The 14,787-nt window shown below is 63.5% G+C and carries 12 protein-coding genes and 1 rRNA gene; 6 read left to right on the top strand and 7 right to left on the bottom strand.

Annotated elements, in window-relative coordinates:
• The first annotated feature begins 18 nt into the window (after window positions 1-18).
• On the top strand, window positions 19-525 hold the full coding sequence (locus tag LJ737_RS26010) for a GNAT family N-acetyltransferase (protein ID WP_227769702.1): 507 nt from the start codon (window positions 19-21) through the stop codon (window positions 523-525).
• A gap of 9 nt (window positions 526-534) precedes the next feature.
• Here LJ737_RS26010 and LJ737_RS26005 read toward each other — a convergent pair whose 3' ends face one another.
• Window positions 535-984 carry an SUKH-3 domain-containing protein gene (locus tag LJ737_RS26005; RefSeq protein WP_227769701.1) on the bottom strand — a complete coding sequence of 150 codons (450 nt, stop codon included), beginning with the start codon at window positions 982-984 and terminating at the stop codon, window positions 535-537.
• 244 nt (window positions 985-1,228) lie between these two features.
• Window positions 1,229-3,025: a serine hydrolase gene (locus tag LJ737_RS26000; protein WP_227769700.1), complete on the bottom strand. Its 1,797-nt coding sequence runs from the start codon at window positions 3,023-3,025 to the stop codon at window positions 1,229-1,231.
• A gap of 336 nt (window positions 3,026-3,361) precedes the next feature.
• On the opposite strand from LJ737_RS26000, the gene LJ737_RS25995 reads away from it, so the two are divergent.
• Window positions 3,362-3,763, top strand: coding sequence for an STAS/SEC14 domain-containing protein (locus LJ737_RS25995; protein ID WP_227769699.1), 402 nt, complete (start codon window positions 3,362-3,364; stop codon window positions 3,761-3,763).
• Between the two features lie 101 nt (window positions 3,764-3,864).
• Here LJ737_RS25995 and LJ737_RS25990 read toward each other — a convergent pair whose 3' ends face one another.
• The 3 genes from LJ737_RS25990 to LJ737_RS25980 are packed head-to-tail and all read right to left on the bottom strand — an operon-like array spanning window position 3,865 to window position 7,272.
• Window positions 3,865-4,719 carry a pirin family protein gene (locus LJ737_RS25990; protein WP_227769698.1) on the bottom strand — a complete coding sequence of 285 codons (855 nt, stop codon included), beginning with the start codon at window positions 4,717-4,719 and terminating at the stop codon, window positions 3,865-3,867.
• Between the two features lie 50 nt (window positions 4,720-4,769).
• On the bottom strand, window positions 4,770-5,840 hold the full coding sequence (locus LJ737_RS25985; RefSeq protein WP_227769697.1) for a hypothetical protein: 1,071 nt from the start codon (window positions 5,838-5,840) through the stop codon (window positions 4,770-4,772).
• A 13-nt stretch (window positions 5,841-5,853) separates the two neighbouring features.
• Window positions 5,854-7,272, bottom strand: coding sequence for an MBOAT family O-acyltransferase (locus LJ737_RS25980; RefSeq protein ID WP_227769696.1), 1,419 nt, complete (start codon window positions 7,270-7,272; stop codon window positions 5,854-5,856).
• A gap of 418 nt (window positions 7,273-7,690) precedes the next feature.
• Between LJ737_RS25980 and LJ737_RS25975 the strand changes: the two genes are divergently transcribed.
• Both LJ737_RS25975 and LJ737_RS25970 read left to right on the top strand, forming a co-directional pair.
• Window positions 7,691-8,770 (top strand): NADH:flavin oxidoreductase/NADH oxidase, encoded by a 1,080-nt coding sequence (locus LJ737_RS25975; protein ID WP_227769695.1) that lies wholly within the window; start codon window positions 7,691-7,693, stop codon window positions 8,768-8,770.
• Window positions 8,771-8,975: 205 nt separating this feature from the next.
• Window positions 8,976-10,364 (top strand): lysophospholipid acyltransferase family protein, encoded by a 1,389-nt coding sequence (locus LJ737_RS25970; protein WP_227769694.1) that lies wholly within the window; start codon window positions 8,976-8,978, stop codon window positions 10,362-10,364.
• 17 nt (window positions 10,365-10,381) lie between these two features.
• Here the strand turns inward: LJ737_RS25970 and LJ737_RS25965 are convergent, their stop codons facing one another.
• Together LJ737_RS25965 and LJ737_RS25960 are read right to left on the bottom strand one after the other, a co-directional pair.
• The gene (locus LJ737_RS25965; RefSeq protein ID WP_227769693.1) at window positions 10,382-11,032 is read right to left on the bottom strand and encodes a hypothetical protein; all 651 of its coding nucleotides are present in this window, start codon (window positions 11,030-11,032) and stop codon (window positions 10,382-10,384) included.
• Window positions 11,016-11,843 (bottom strand): metallophosphoesterase family protein, encoded by an 828-nt coding sequence (locus LJ737_RS25960; protein WP_227769692.1) that lies wholly within the window; start codon window positions 11,841-11,843, stop codon window positions 11,016-11,018. Before LJ737_RS25960 ends, LJ737_RS25965 begins: the two co-directional genes overlap by 17 nt.
• 166 nt (window positions 11,844-12,009) lie before the next feature.
• Between LJ737_RS25960 and LJ737_RS25955 the strand changes: the two genes are divergently transcribed.
• Window positions 12,010-13,857: a glycoside hydrolase family 13 protein gene (locus tag LJ737_RS25955; protein ID WP_227769691.1), complete on the top strand. Its 1,848-nt coding sequence runs from the start codon at window positions 12,010-12,012 to the stop codon at window positions 13,855-13,857.
• An 857-nt stretch (window positions 13,858-14,714) separates the two neighbouring features.
• Window positions 14,715-14,787 (top strand): 16S ribosomal RNA (locus LJ737_RS25950); the annotation flags it as partial.

Here is a 14,787-nt window from a genome sequence, read left to right as displayed (position 1 = left end):
TCACCGATTCTCCACCGTATGCTTACTGTTCGTCCCGCCACCGCTGCCGATATTCCGGCCATCATGGACATTGTGCGCCGGGTGGTACCGCTGATGCAGGCGGCCGGCAATTTTCAGTGGGAGGCTGATTACCCCAACGAAGCCGTGTTCCAGCAGGACATCAGCCGGCAGCAACTGTGGGTGGCGGAAGCCGACGGCGCCGTGGCGGGCGTAGCGGCTCTTACCACCGACCAAGACCCCGAGTACGCCCAAGCGGACTGGGACCCCGCCGAAACCGCCATCGTCACCCACCGCCTTGCTGTGGACCCGGCCGTACAGGGCCGCGGGGTGGCCGCCGCGCTTTTGGCGCAGGCCGAACACCTGGCCGCGGCGCAGGGGCTGCAATCCTTGCGCGTCGACACCAACTCCGAGAACAAGGCGACGCAGCGGCTATTTCCGAAGCTGGGCTACCGCTTCGCCGGCGAAATCACCCTGGCGTTTCGGCCCGGGCTGCGGTTTTATTGCTACGAGAAGCGGCTGGCGTAGCGGTAGCAGTTACAACTGCTCGAATGGCAGATCGAGGCAGACGGCGGCCAGCGCCGCAGCCGTATCAGAGCCGAGCAGGTACAAACAGTCGTCGCAGCCGGCGCCGTAAATGCGCCCTTGCTCGTCCATGAGCAGCAGCAGGTCGTCGCCGTATGCTTGGCCCAGTACGGCCAGCGCAGGCCGGCCCAGGCGTTGGCTCAGGGCGGCGTGGGCCGCTTGGGCGTGCGGTAGTTGCACGGCCAGCGGCGGCTCGACCTGCAAATTGCTAACGCTGCCGTCGTGGCGCAAAAAGCGCAGGTGTAGCCCCCCAAACTCTTGCAGAAACTTATCGGCTGCCGCAAACCACGCCCCGCCGAATGAAGTAATGGCTGCGCTGTAGGGTTGCGTGCCCACGCTGCGTCCTTCGTGCCAACCAGCTTCGCGCAGGGTATACCTTACTTCATCGGGAAAACTAGACATTCCATTGTCTATAGATGGAATACAAATTTATCCGAAAAAAACCAAGATGGTTATGGCGAGCATGATAAAATGTGCCCGCGTACGGATGAGCTAACTTTGCCCTCTGCGCGTTGACAGTCAGATTTTTCCAACTAGATAGTTCAGTGAAAATCCGCCGCCCAAAGGCTCCCCGTTACCGCACGCATCGAATGGCGGTGCCGTTGGGCTAACCCACCACCGGAAACGCGCAGCCGGCCGCGGCTGGTTAGCGCAACCAAGCCCGGCTGGCCGACAGCAAACGGGCCCAATAGGAGGGGGCCGGCGCCGAGGCACCGGTGGCAGCAGGAGCCGGGGCAGTGGGTTGTGCCGGGCGTGGCAGCGTGGCCGGCCGGCTCGTGCGGGCGGTAGCTTTGGCGGGGCGTTTGCGGCGCGCTGTGGAGGCGGTGGTGCGCGTTGCTTTGCTGCGCCGCGCCAGCACGGGTGCCGGGGCAGGGGTGCGGAATTCGAGCACGGGGTTGCCGTCGAGGGCGTACACGGGATGCTCGCCGGTAAGCACGTTTTGCCGGTACTCCACCACGCGGGCGTAGTAGGTGCGGCCAGGCTCCAGGTCACGCACCGTCACGGCGCTGTCGGGACCGGCAGCTACCACGGCACCGGTCCCGAGGGTGGCCCCGCGGCCCAGGCTGGCGTCGGCCACGTAGTTGGTGCCGTCTTCGGGCAGGGCGGTGAGCGGATTTTTCTCCTGCAGCACCAGCAGGCGGGCCGTGCCGTTGCCGTTGTGCCAGCTCAGGCGGGCGGCCGTGGGGCCCAGAAGTTTGGCTTGCAGGCGGGTGGCGTTTTGCTCGGGCGCGAAGAGGTCGTAGGCGGGCCAGCGGCCGTCGGCAGCGCGCAGGCAGTCCCAGCCTAGTTCTTCCAGGTCGTGCCAGAAGCGGTTAGGCAGGGCGCGGCCGTTGAGCAAGATGGCCCAGGTGTAGCCCGCGGCGGTGCGTACCACGCAACTGGCCGTGCCGTCGAGGGAGCCGGTGTGCCACCACGTGGTGCGGTCCTTGTTGACGAGCCAGCCCTTGGCGTAGCGGCGGTTGGGCTCGTCGGAGGTCGTCATGGTATCGATGGTGGCGGCCGTAAGCAGGTCGGGGCGGGTGGCCGAGCCGTCGACGGCCAGCACCAAGCGCACCAGGTCGCGGGCCGAGAACAGCCAGCCGCCGTGGGCGTTCATGGCCTCCAGATTCCAGGCGCCGTACGGCATGGGTACTTTTTGCCCGGTGCCGAAGCACGACTCGCGGGTGCTCTTGCTGAAATACTCGGCCTCGCGCTCCTGCTTATCCGCCAGCAGAGTGCGGCCCAGGTGGGCTTCCTGCACCCCGGCCGGCGTCAGGATGTGCGCTTGCACCCACTGCGCGTAAGGCTGCCCGGTCACCTGCTCGATGATTTTGCCCAGGATGAGGTAGCCCATGTTGGAGTAGGCAAAGCGGCTGCCGGGCGTGAAGTTCAGCCCGCGGCTGAGCACGAAGCGCACCAGTACCGTATCGGCCACCGGGTTGCTGGCTTGCATGGCTTTGGCCACGTAGAGCGGAAAGTCGATGGGGTCGGAGCTGCTCAGGTCGTCGACGCCGGCGTTGCGGTTCCAGCCGCCCGTGTGCTCCAGCAGCTGGCGCACGGTGATGTCGTAGATGCGCTGGTCCTGAATAACCTCGGTGTAGTAAGGCCCGCGCAAGTAGCCTTCCGGGCCGAACACGCGGTGGTTGAGCGTAAGCCGGCCGTCCTCGGCCAGTTTCATGATGGCCAGCGCCGTCACGGGCTTGGAAATGCTGGCCACCCGCAGCAGGTGCGCGGGCCGCATGGGCTCGGTGCGGGCCAGGTTGGCGTAGCCGAAGCCCCGCTCGTACACCAAGCGTCCGTCCTTGCTGATGGCTACCGAGGCCCCGGCAATATCCCAGCGTTGTAGAAATTCTTGCACTACCGCGTCGCAGGGGGCCAGGGCCGGCTCAGCCACGCCCGTTTGCGCCCGCGCCGACAGCGCCGTCAGCACCAACCCCACTACCAAACTAAGCCACTGCTTCACGCTGCCAACTTGTAGATAAAGCTCTGCGTCCTGCCCAAGTCATCCCAAACATGGGTAGGACGATTCCACAAGTTTACCAGATTGTTGGAAGAAAATGTTAATATTATAAGTTAAAAAAATTGTTATTTTCTTAGTTGTCGAGCCGTGGTACTGCGTTTAAGCCTCATTTGATGGCTAATGAGTGTTAGGCAGTCGGGGTGAGCTGATGAAACGATTTGTCAGAAATTGTGTTTTTTGGCGAGGCGTTACAGTCATTAAACCGCTTCGCCGGGCAGCGCTGCTGCTGGATTTCAACTGCGCCAAACGGCGCCAGGGCCGTGCAGGCCACGTATAGCTATGGGGCAGCAGTCCATTTTCTTCCACAACGCCGCGGGTCGTTTGCACGACGACGACCGAGGCTTTCTGCGAATAACGTGGCACCCGAACGTCCTCGAGCTTGTGGCCCGGCGCGAACTGATGGAACAGGCGCTGGAGTGGCTGCAGCGCTACGGGCACGGCCGTATCCTGGCCGACCAGCGCTTCATTGCCCCGTTCTCGCCGACTGAGCAACAGTGGATTCAGGAGCACTGGACGCCGCGGGCCCTGCAAGCGGGCTATCGGCGCCGGGCTGTGCTGGCGGCGCACGATGCGCTGGCCCGGCTCTCGGCAGCCGCCATTCTCATGCCCATCCGCGACCATATCAGCTACTGCTACTTCGACAACGAGGGCGAGGCCATAGCCTGGCTGCTCGCGCAGTGAGCTGCTGCGCGTAGCATACTTAACCTTACAACGCCCGTCGGCCCGGCCTGCTGCGCAGCAAGCCGGGCCGACGGGCGTTGGGAAAGCCACCTAGCCGGGCCTCAGCCCCGCCATTGGCCGAACTTTCCGGCCTGGTAATCCTGGTAAGCTTGCTGGATTTCCTGCTGGGTGTTCATCACGAAGGGTCCGTAAGCCACAATGGGCTCGTGGAAGGGCAGGGCGTGGCCCAGCAGCAGCACTGCGTCGCTCAGAGCTTCGATGCGCAGGTCGTCGCCGTCGTGGTTGAATTCCACCAGGCGCAGGGCTTCCGTTTCTTGCTCTTGCACCCGCAGCCGGCCGCGCACCACGTAAAAAAAGATGGTGTGCGCGGCCGGAATGCTCAGCGTCAGCGTGCCGCCGGCCTTGAAATGCACCGTGGCTAGGGCAATGTCGGCCAGGGGCTGCACGGCTCCGGGCGTGCCGGCCCATTCGCCCGACACGGCCTGCAGACTCACGCGGCCCTCGTCGAGGCTCACGCGGGGGATGTCGGGCTCTTGCAGGCCCACGTAGCGCGGCTCGGTCATCTTGTGCCGGGCCGGCAGGTTCACCCACAGCTGCAGAATTTCGAGCGGGCCGCCCTGGCGCTTAAACTCCGGCGACGATACCTCGGCGTGAATCAGCCCGCGGCCGGCCGTCATCCACTGAATGCCGCCGGCATTGATAACGCTCTGGTGCCCGCCGGTGTCTTCGTGCATGATGTCGCCCTCCAGGATGAACGTAACCGTTTCGAAGCCCCGGTGCGGGTGCGGGCCGAAGGGCAGGCCGCGGTTATTAGCCTTGTACACCTGCGGGCCGTGGTGATTCAGGAACAGAAACGGGTCGAGGTGCTCGACCGAGCGCGTAGGCAGCGCCCGGTACGTGATGAGGTCGTCGATGGGGGCGCTGACGGCGCGGTGCTGCTGCTTGATGGTGCGCATGGGAAAGGGAGGAGCCAGTGGGGCGCCCGCGGCTAAAAAGCCGCCGGACGCTACTGCCGCATACCCGCCCGCGCGGAATATGTTTCGGCCCGGCCCTGACCTGCAGGTAACCACCCGCCGCCCGCCGACCACTCGGCGCTGCCCGCCAGCGTGGCCACGTAGGCCGAGGCTTGGCTATGGGCGGGGACTGGTGCGTTGTCGAGCAGGGGCTGCAGCTCTTGCGAGAGCAGCCGGGTGTAGGGCGCAATGCCGCGGCTGTTCAGGTGGGTAGCGTCGCGCCAGAAGCGCATGGCCGTTAGCGTGGCGGGCAACGGCGCGGCGGCGTAGTTCAGGTAAGGCACGTTTTCGCGCCGCAGCAGCGAATCAACCAGCCCGGCCGACTCGGCTACGTGAGGCGGCGTCTGGTAATACGGAGTGGTGAAGCAGATCAGCCGGATCTGGTGCTGGCGGCAGAGGGCCACGAAGTCGCGTAGGTAGCGCAGGTGGCCGCGGTTGAGATGGTACTGCTCTTTAAACAGGTAGCGCGTGGAGTACAGGGTGTTGATGCTGTCCTGGGCCGTGGGCGGGTACGGCTCGAAGCCTTGGTGCGGCGCGGCGCCCTGCCACTGGCGGTAGTGGTTTTTGGCCAGCCCAAACAGGCGCCCGTTGTGGCGGTACAGCGCCAAGCCGTGCTTGAGCGGCTCCCAGCGCGAAAGTTCCTTGCTGTACTGCGTCACCAGCGGGGCCTGGCCGTAGTACTGGCGCAGGTTGCGGATGTCGGCCGGAAAGCTGGGGCGGATGTACTCGTCGAGGTCGATGTGGAGCAGCACGGTGCGCGGCAACTGCCGGCGTTCGGCCATCAGGCTCAGCAATCCGGACTGAAAGATCTGGCTGGTGCCCGGGTGCGCCAAGCTGAACGTCTCCACCGGCAGGGCCTCGGGGTTCACGTCGAGCGAGGCCCGGGAGTTGCCCATCAGCACCAGCGCGGGCGGGGCGGGGCGCGAGAAGTAGTAGTTCAGGATGCCGCCCTTCTGGCCCACGTAGGTGCGGGCGTAGAGGTGGTCGAGTACGCGGGCGCCGCCGCGGTCGATGAGCAGCAGCAAGCCCGCAAACAGCGCGAAAAACAAAGCAAAGCGTTTCATGGCGGCGAGCTGGTTAGAACTGGAAGTAGATGAACTGTTCACCCGTCGAGACGCCGAAGCAGATGATGAGCAGGGCCAGGGCCAGCGAAAAAGCCAACGGGCGCGTCCAGGTGCGGTGGGGCATGATGGCCTCGGTACTGCGCCGGCGCAGGTAGCCGTATTCCACCAGCAGCAGCAGCCCGAGGCCCAGCAGCAGCGGCCCAGCGGTGCCCGGCTCCCAGGCCAGGGCCGTGCCCGGTACCTGTTCCACGATGTGCCGCACGATAAACCACGCTTGCCCGAACGATTCGGCGCGGAAGAACACCCAGGTCAGGCAGATCAAGTGGAACGTGAGGACCATGCGCAGGGCCTTCGACCACCAGGGCAGCTGCTCGGTGGCTTCCACGCGCACGCCCAGCAGCTTTTCGGCGCTCAGGTACAGGCCGTTGAGGAAGCCCCAGACGACGAAGTTCCAGGAAGCGCCGTGCCAGAGGCCGCCCAGCAGCATGGTGAGCATCAGGTTGCGGTAGGTCAGCAGCTTGCCTAGGCGGCTGCCGCCCAGGGAGATGTAGAGGTAGTCGCGCAGCCAGGTGGAGAGCGAAATGTGCCAGCGCCGCCAGAACTCCGTGACGGACTTGGCAAAGTAGGGCATGCGGAAGTTTTCCATCAGCCGGAACCCCATCACCTGCGCCGAGCCCAGGGCAATGTCGGAGTAGCCGGAGAAGTCGCAGTAGATCTGCACCGCGAAGGCGTAGGTGGCCAGCAGCAAAGACCAGCTGGAATGCACCTCGTAGTGGTTGTAGACGGAGTTGACGTACTCGGCCATCACGTCGCCCACCACCACTTTCTTAAAAATGCCCCAGAGCATGCGCTGCAGTCCGATCAGCGTCTGGGTGAAATCGAAGCGCTTCACTTCGTGGAACTGCGGCAGCACGTTCTGCGGCCGCTCGATGGGGCCAGCCACCAGTTGCGGATAAAACATCACGTAGAGCGCGTACAGGCCCAAATGGCGCTCCGCCCGGAAGTTGCCGCGGTACACCTCGATGGTGTAGCTCATGGCCTGGAAGGTGTGAAACGACAGGCCGATGGGCAAAATAATGTTCAAGTACGGCAGCGCGTGGTGGCTGATGTGCAGGCTGTCAAGCAGGGCGTTGACGTTGTCGGTGAAGAAGTTGTAGTACTTGAACACCGCCAGCACGCCCAGATTGGCCACCAAGCTCATGATCAAAAACTGCTTGCGCCGCCGCCCCTGGGCCTGCTCGATCTGAATACCGGCCACGTAATCAATGGCAATGGTGAAGAGCAGGATGAGCAGGTAAATGGGGATGAAGGCCATGTAGAAGCCGCAACTGGCCACCAGCAGGTGAATCCAGCGCAGCCTGTGGGGCAGGGCCCAGTACACCACCGTGACCACGACGAAAAAGACGAGGAACTCGACGGAATTGAATAGCATGGAGAAAGAAGGAGGTTGGTGGAAGGCAATGGGAGGCCAGGCGCCCAGTTGGCGGGGCACAGCAGACGCGTCGGAAAGAAGGGCTTAGGGCTGGCCCTACCGTGTGTGCAGGCTAAGCAGCCTGAGCGCCGGCCTGCTCAAGGTGGCGTAAGAGGTAGGCAGACTTGACTCGAGCGTTTCATCGAAGACAGCAGTCAATGGCAATAGCGAATATATGTTTTGTAAAACTATTTCAAAACAAAATTATAATTAACGTTGATTTTTAATTGCATTTTAATCTGAGTCAGGGCCACTTCTGGGCGCGGTTATGGTGCTGGTAGGGCGGATCCGGTAACCCTATCTGGCGGATGGCTGTTGGAGGAGGCATGTGGCTGGCCCGGACAGCAAGGCGCGGGCCCCTTCATTTTAGCATCTCATCATGACCCACCTCTTCACGCCGCTGACTCTGCGCGGCGTTACCCTCAAGAACCGCATCGTTGTCTCGCCCATGTGCATGTACTCGGCCGAAGACGGCTTTGCCAACGACTGGCACCTCGTGCACCTCGGCAGCCGGGCCGTGGGCGGGGCCGCGTTGGTGATTCAGGAAGCCACGGCCGTGTCGCCCGAGGGCCGCATCACCCCCGACGACCTGGGCATCTGGAAAGACGAGCACCTGCCGTTCCTGCGGCGCATTACCGCCTTTATCGAAGCCCAGAATGCGGTGCCGGGCATTCAGCTGGCCCACGCCGGCCGCAAGGCCAGCCACCGCAGCCCCTGGAAGGGCGGCACCGAAGTCGCGCCCGCCGAGGGCGGCTGGCCGACCGTGGCGCCCAGCGCCGAGGCTTTCATCCCGACCGAAACCGCCCCGCAAGCCCTCGACCAAGCCGGCATTGCCAAGGTCATTGCCGACTTCCGCGCCGCCACCGGCCGGGCCGTGGCCGCCGGGTACCGGGTTATCGAAATTCACGCGGCCCACGGCTACTTGCTGCACGAGTTCCTCTCGCCGCTGAGCAACCAGCGCCAGGACGAGTACGGCGGCTCCTTCGAAAACCGCAGCCGCCTGCTGGTGCAGGTGGTCGAAGCCGTGCGCGCCGAACTGCCCGCCGATTTGCCCCTGCTGGTGCGCATTTCGGCCACCGATTGGGTGGAAGGCGGCTGGTCGGCCGACGACTCGGTGGCCCTGGCCCGCGTGCTGCAGGGCTTAGGCGTCGACCTCATCGACTGCTCGACCGGCGGCAACGTGCCCAAGGCGCCCATTCCCGTCGGGCCCGGCTACCAAGTGGAGTTTGCCGCCCGCGTGCGCCGGGAAACCGGCCTGCCCACCGGCGCCGTCGGCCTCATTACCGACGCCCGGCAGGCCGAGGACATCGTGGCCACTGAGCAGGCTGACATGGTGCTGCTGGCCCGAGAGTTGCTGCGCGACCCGTACTTCCCGCTGCACGCCGCCCACGAGCTTGGTGCCGAAGCGGCCCTGCCTTGGCCCAATCAGTACGAGCGCGCCAAGCCCCGGCGGCAGTAGGGCAGGTGGATAGTTTGCATGGGATGTAGCGCGAAACGCTGCTTCTGCATGGGCAACGCACGAATGTTGTCCTGTAACGAAACGCGAAGCAGCGCTTTGCGCTACGGCTCCCAAACCCGCAGTAAGGGGCCGCCAAGCCCGGCAGTGTCGCCGAAATTCCCGTATTTCTGGCGGCGGCCGGCTTGGCCCGGTCCATTCCCTCGCTATGCCCCTGCTTTACTCCCTGATGAAACCGCCCGTGCAGCTCGCGCTGCGCGTGTTTTTCCGTCGCCTCGAAGTTCGTCACCCCGAGCGCCTGCAGGAGCCGGGGCCGCTGCTGCTGGCCGCGAACCACCCCAACACGCTCATGGACCCGCTGCTGGTGGCCGCTAACCGCCGCCGCGGGCAGCTGTTTTTCCTGGCCAAGAGCACGTTTTTCCAGAACCCCGTCTCGCGCTGGTTTTTCGAGCACTCCAACTGCATTCCGGTGTACCGCCGCCAGGATGCCGAATCGGGCGAGGCCAACGTGACGCCCGAGCAGCTGGCCGAGCTCAACGAAAAAGCCTTCGGCCGCAGCTACGACCACCTGGAGCGCGGCGGGCTGCTCATGATTTTCCCCGAAGGCACCAGCATTTCGGAGCGGCGGCTGCGGCCCCTCAAGACCGGGGCCGCCCGCATTGCCCTCGGCGCCGAAGCCCGCCACGACTTTCGCCTTGGTGTGCGCCTGCTGCCCGTTGGCGTGAACTACTCGGCGCCCACCCGCTTCCGCTCCGACGTGCTGGTGTACCCCGCCCGCCCTATCGTGGTGGCCGACTACGCCGAGCAGTACCGCCAAGACCCCGAAGCCGCCGCCGATGCCCTCACCGAAGAACTGCGCCGCCGTTTGGAGGACCACCTCGTCGTGACCCGCGACGACGCCGAGGACGCGTTGGTGCGGCAGGTGGAGGACACCTTCGGGCAGTACTTGGTGCCCGAGCACGACGAAGGCAGCCCCTACGAGGAGTTTCGCCTCACCCGCACCCTGTTGCAGGGCGTGGCCTGGTTTGAGCGCCACGACCCCGAGCACCTGGCCGAGCTGCACCAGCAAGTCGACGCCTATACCCACAGCCTGCGCAACCTGCGCCTTTCCGACGAAGCCCTGCAGCGCAGCGGGGCCGGGCGCGGGCGCCTAGAGCGGGGCCTGCTCACCACGCTGAAAGTGGCGTTGGGCTTCCCCGTCTACCTCTACGGCGCTATCAATAATTACGTGCCCTACATTATTCCCTCGCTGGTGGCCAAGCGCGCTACCAAGGACGTGGAGTTTGTCGCCCCGCTGATGATGGTGACGGGCATGCTCACCTTCGGCCTGTTCTACCCCTTGCAGATCTGGTTGGTGCACCGCCTCTTCCACCACGGCTGGCTGACCTTGCTTTACGCCCTAAGCCTGCCCATCACGGGGTTTTACGCCTTGCACTACTGGGGCCAGCTCACCCAGCGCCTCCAGCGCCTGCGCCTGCTGCGCCTCTTCCGCCGCCAGCCGGAAGCCGTGGAAACTTTGCTGCGCCAGCGCCAGACCATCCTGCAATTGCTCGCCGAAGCCCGCGACGCCTACCTCAGCGCCCAGGCCAACCGGTAGATTGACCAAGCTACGGCTCAGGGCGCAGTATTGCCGGGGCCGGGCATGGGGCCGTACGCCGGCGTCCCGCCCGCTTTGGCCGTGAAGCCCAGCGTCAGGATTTCTGGCAACCGCAGCGTGTGGTTGGTCAGCCAGCTGACGAGGTACAGGTCGGTAGTGCCGATTTCCGCACCCAGTATCCGGCGCCGCGGCCAGCCACCCGCCGCCGTTTGCACCACGCGCGGCCCCACAAACGCGTGCAACCGCAGCGCCGACGACCACCAGTAATAGTTCTTGGTTGGGTAGCGTCCGGTCTTTCGGCTCGACAGGTATAGGTTCGGCCCGAAGGTGTAGCTCACCAGCCCGCCGGCCGTCAGCGGGCTCACGCGCCAGTCGGAGTGACCGAGGCCGAAGCCCTTCGGCGCGTACGTCGCTTTCAGGCTGACAATGGGCAAGCTGCGGCCGCCCGCAAGCCGGCCCGGCAGCAGGCCCACCAGCAGCTCCGGCTCCAGCCGCCGGTTGGCCAGCCAGTAGCCCCCGCCCACGGCCACGGCGCCCGTGCCGCCCGCCACCTGCACCGACACAAAAAATGGCCCGCTGCGCTGCGCCCAAGCTGCCGGCCCGGGCCCAACGAATGCCAGCGCCACGCCCACTGCGGCGCCGCGCCAGCCGCTAAGACGCCGGTCCATAATCGACGGTTTGCAGGCTAAACGCCCGCCGCCCCCACACCGACACGACGTGGTAGCGGTGCTTGTGCAGGCTGTAGGTGGTGATATAGGGCACCGCGTCGCGGAAGGGGTGCCCGGCCGTGTAGCGGTGGATGTGAGCCGCCAGGTGCACGGCCAGCCGCGGGTGCTGGGCCAGCACGGCGGCGTACCCAAGCATCAGCTGCGGGTCGAAGTCGTTGTCGTTGGGCGGCACGTGGCAGGCCACCACGGTGCGCCGGGTGGTGTCGGCCAGCTCCTGGCGCAGCCAGCCCAGGTCGGGCACGGTGCCGTTGCAGCCCACCTCGCGGCCGTTGGTGTCCACCATCACGAAGCGCGTGCCACCGTATTCAAAGCTGTAGTTCAGCGGCCCAAACACCGCTTGGTAGGCCCGGCGCCCATTGCCCACTTGGTCGTGGTTGCCGATGACGGTTAGGTAGGGCATGCGCAGGCGGCGCAGCCGCTCGTGTACCCACTGCATCTCGCGCCCCAGCCCAAAGTCCGAAATGTCACCGCCGACGAGCACGAAGTCGATGCCGCGTTGCTGATTCACGCTGCGCACAAACTCCGCCGTCTCGTCGTAAAACCGCTGCGTGTCGCCGATAAACACGAAGCGCACCGTGTCGCCGCCCGCCGCGCGGGGCTGCTGGCGCAGGCGGGCTAGGTTCTGAGCCGTCAGCTGCCGCGCGCCGCCCGTGGCCGCCACTTGGTTGGGGCTGAATTCGAGCAGGTGGCAGCTGGTCAGCAGCAGCGTGAACAGGCAGGCAACACCCCAGCCGCGAGTAAAAAAAGTCATCCACAGCACGCGCTGGCTGCTTGCGCCGGCCGCGTCCGTTGTCATACTGCCCACGCCGCCCGGAAGTTGTGGTTGGCGCCGTGATTCTTAGTCTAACTGCGCCGCGTGAGGTTCTGGCAATTTGCGCTTATTTGTTGCGGAGTTCATTTACGACTTCGCCCCGCCCATGCCCCGTGTTTGCTCCGCCATTCCCTGCCTGATCTGCGGCGCCGTTCTGGCCGCCGCAAGCCTGACTGCCACGGCCCAGCCCACGCTCAAAGGCATGCAGCTGCCGCCGGCCTGGGCCAAGGATGTCGTCTGGTACCAGATTTTCGTGGAGCGCTTCAGCAACGGCGACCCGAAAAACGATCCTACGCCCGCTACCATGGCTCCGTCGTTTCAGGCTCCGCCCGGCTGGCGCATCACGCCCTGGGCGCACAACTGGTACGAGCCCGAGCCCTGGGCCAAGCAAGCCAAGCTCAATTGGGGCGACGAGCTGGGCCTGCGCCGCTACGGCGGCGACCTGCAAGGCATCCTCGACAAGCTCGATTACCTGCAAGAGCTGGGCGTGTCGGCTCTCTATATCAACCCCATCAACGACGCCCCGTCGCTGCACAAGTACGACCCGCGCAGCTACCACCACGTCGACATCACCTTCGGACCTGACCCAGCCGGCGACCAGCGCATCATCGCGGCCGAAAACCCCAACGACCCCGCCACCTGGCAGTGGACCAGCGCCGATAAGCTGTTCCTGAAGCTCATCAGCGAAGCCCACCGCCGCCGCATGAAAGTGGTGCTCGACTATTCCTGGAACCACACCGGCACCCAATTTTGGGCGTGGCAGGACATTTTGAAAAACCAGAAAGCCTCGCCTTTCGCCGATTGGTACCAGATTAGCAGCTTCGACAACCCCGGCACGCCCCAAAATGAGTTTGCCTACCAGGGCTGGGCCAATCTGGCTAGCCTGCCCGAAATCCGCAAAGTCGACGTGCCCTCACCTCGGCAGCCCGGCGGCCACCCCTACGAGGGCAACGTCAATGCCGGCGCCAAGCAACATATATATAGTGTAAGCAAACGCTGGCTGCTGCCCGACGGCAATGCGGCCAACGGCGTCGACGGGTACCGCCTCGACGTGGCCGACCAAATTCCCATGGGTTTCTGGCGTGATTACCGTTCTTATATAAAGAGTCTGAAACCTGACGCCTACCTCGTCGGGGAAATCTGGTGGGAAGAATGGCCGGACAAGCTGATGAATCCCGTGCCCTACACCAGCGGCGACGTATTCGATGCCGTCATGTTCTACCAGGCTTACCGCCCCGCCCGCCAGTTTTTCGCCAACGTCACCGAATCCCTCGACGCCCCGCAGTTCGTCGCCGCGCTGCAGGCCGAATGGAACCGCTTGGCCGAGCCCACGCGCTACGCCATGATGAACGTCAACGCCACCCACGACACCCCGCGCCTGCTCACCGACTTCTACAACTCTTCCAAGTATAAGTATCAGGCTACCCCGCGCGACAACCCCAACTACAAAACCGGTAAGCCCGACGCCGACACCTACAAGCGGGTGCGCCTGTACCTGATGCACCAGTTCACCAGCATCGGGGCACCCCACATCTGGAACGGCGACGAGTTAGGCATGTGGGGCGCCGACGACCCCGACTGCCGCAAGCCGCTTATGTGGCCCGGCCTGCAGTTTGAGCCCGAAACCCGCACCAACTACCAGCCCGGCCCCACCGACCCCGTTGCCTATAACGCCGAACACCACCGTTTCTACCAGCAACTGGCCCGCCTTCGCCAGAAGCATAAGGTCCTGCGTACCGGCCGCATCGAGTTCCTCACCGCCACGGGCAAGCTGCTTGCCTACCGCCGCTACAACGAACAACACCAAGTTATCGTCCTGTTTAACCTGGAATCTGAGCCCCACAGCTTCGCGCTTCCCAACAAATCCCAGTGGAACACCCTGCTCGGCGACGGTACAAAGCAGGGAGCCAAAGCTACTCTACCCGCAATGAGTGGTTTGATTCTCCAGCAGTAAGGTCGTGCCTGACCCTGTTTATAGCAGGTCCTCCGGCATAGCTGTCATGTACACGACAGCTATGCCATTAACTAAAGCTGTCCAAAACCAGAGTCCAGTATAGCGCCGGCTGCAGCTAAATGCATGCCTGAGCTTGTTCGCAGACGCAATTCAAAGCCATAACCGCCATTTAGCAGATAGGCACCAAATTTTTTTGACAGCGAGGAACATTGACGCAAAGCCTGAGGTTGAGGCACCTACAGTACATTTGTGCGCTTAGTTACGCCGCCTGCCAAGCCGTGACAAGCTACCCAGACTTGCGTACTCCAAATGAGCCTGCTACTTTTGCACTCCCAATCAGACGGAATGGGGCAAACAAAACCGAGAAATGACTTCTAAAAAAGTTCTCTCGAAAAGTTTGTGAACCGAAAAAGCTTCTTACCTTTGCACCCCGCTTCAGAAGGAGGCGCCCAGCGAAGAAAGGCGAAGAGAAAATTTTTCTTCGAAAGCTTGCAGCAAAAGAAAAGCTTCTTACCTTTGCACCCCGCTTCAGAAGGAGGCGCTGAAAGGCTAGAAACGAGGAAAACAACGAAAGAAAATTTTCCTCGAAAGCTTGCAAATAGAAAAAGGCTTCTTACCTTTGCAACCCCGAACGGAAAGACGCTCGGTAAGCACTGAAAAGAAGAGGTTGTAATGACAACCACACGGCTGATTCAAAAGGAATTAGCATACGTTCTTTGAAAGACTGGAAAGACAAATAGGTAAGACTTGTTCTGCTTCGGCAGAGCAACGAGCAGCGTACAAGAAATAAGCTCGTCAATACGAGTCGGATCAGCACTCGACATCGGCTCTGCTTCGGTAGATGCTAAGAATTTTTTACAATGGAGAGTTTGATCCTGGCTCAGGATGAACGCTAGCGGCAGGCCTAATACATGCAAGTCGAACGGGGGT

This window comes from Hymenobacter sp. 15J16-1T3B (assembly GCF_020711235.1).
Lineage (GTDB): Bacteria > Bacteroidota > Bacteroidia > Cytophagales > Hymenobacteraceae > Solirubrum.
This window is presented reverse-complemented; position numbering and strand designations above follow the sequence as displayed.